We start from the raw sequence: 1,657 nt of genomic DNA on the forward strand, positions 1-1,657 counted from the left end.
CCGCTGACGAGCCCCTGCGGCAGCGCGATCCCGAGCGCCCGCGCGCCCGCATCCGAGAGTGTCACGCGCCCCTCGACGCGGCCCGGCCCGGCATTGGCACCGATGGGCTGGCGCCAGGCCCCGTCGAACGGCACGCCTTGAAGCGTGGCGCGGCCGGTGACCTCGACCTGCTCCGGGTTCACCCGGACCGCCAGCCGCTCCGCGGCCAGTTCGCGCCCCGGAACGATGTCCCCGCTCGACACGTCCGTCGCGGTGCCGTCGAAGGCCATGTCGATATCGCCGAAGGTCAGCCCGCGCTTCAGTGGCAGCCCCAGCCGACCCGAGAGCTGCGCGCGGCCCGAGGCCAGGTCTGGCGAGCGCCCGATCCGGTCCATGACCCGAAGCGGCTCGGCGTCGAGATAGGACAGGACGCCCGTCACGCTGCCCTCGGCCTCGATCCGCACCTGACCGCGCGCCGGACGCTCGCGCGTGTCGGGGATCGTGAAGCTGCCGCCGGTCACTGTCAGATCGCCGCCCATCTCGGGGCTGACGGTCCCCTTGGTGACCGCGACGCCCAAACGATGATCGTAGAGCGTGAACTGCCCGGAGGCCTGCCGCATCACCGGCAGCGGGCCGCCGTAGCGCACCTCGGCCCCGTCGAAGCGGAAATCGAGATAGAGATCGGGTCTGTCCTGCCCGGGCGCGCGGCGCAGCGCGAAGATCCCGTCATGCACCTGTCCCGCCGAGACATTCTGCAGGAACCACTCGCGCGCCCGGGGCGCGAGCTGCGGCGGCCAGCGGGCGGCGACCTCCTCGGGAGAGGCCTCGGGCAGGGTCGCGTCGAGCGCCAGGCGCCAGCCGTCGCGCTCGGCGGCGATCCGGCCCGAGGCGCGCGCGAGAAGCGCACCATCCGTGACCTGCAAGCGGCCGATTTCGATGGTAAACGGGTCGAGCCGCAGCCTCAGATCGGCCTCGGCGCGGGCGAGCGAGAGCGGCGCCTCGAAAAGATCGAGCGGGTTGGCCGAGACGTCCGACAGGACCACCTGCGCCACCAGCGCCTCGGGCCGACCGCGCGCGACGCCTTCGAGCACCGCGACCCCTTCGGCGCGCCCGCTGCCCGCGCCGCTTTCGACCGAGATCTCGGTGAAGATCAGGCGCTCGCGCGCGGGATCGTAGGAGAAATAGGCCCGCGCGCCGTCGAACCGGATCGCACGCGCGCCAGGGCGCGGCTGCAAGGCACCGGCGCCGATCTGGAGCGTGGCGTCGAGCCCTGCGAGCGCGCCCTCCGCCGTCGTCACGCCGCGGAGCGCCCCCGAGATCGGCGCGTCGAGGGCCGCCAGCACCGCAAGGCCCGGCGATTGCGAGGCGATGTCGCGGGCCGGTAGGTCGCTCAGCTCCATGCCGAAGCTCAGGGCCGTCTCGCCGATGCCGCTTTCGGCATTGACCGCAAGCCGCGCGAGCCCTGCACCACCTAGGACGGCGACATCGCCCGTGAGCCGCAGCCGCCCGCCCGCTCGCGTCACGGCGATCCGGCCATCATCGGCGGTCCATTCCCGCCCGGCGCGCGCATCGCGGTAGCGCAGCGTCACGCCGTCGGCGGCGATCCCCGACAGCCGGTTGAAGGGCGGCGCTCCGAGCGCCGCGTCGATCCGCGCGATCACTTGGTCGAGCGGCGGCG

At 73.7% G+C, this 1,657-nt stretch carries 1 pseudogene; it reads right to left on the reverse strand.

The annotated features are described in order from the left end of the window. Positions 1-1,657: pseudogene (locus ACFQ4E_RS20520) on the reverse strand (YhdP family protein); the annotation flags it as partial.

Origin of the sequence: Litorisediminicola beolgyonensis (assembly GCF_042679605.1) — a bacterium.
GTDB classification, from domain to species: Bacteria; Pseudomonadota; Alphaproteobacteria; order Rhodobacterales; family Rhodobacteraceae; genus Litorisediminicola; species Litorisediminicola beolgyonensis.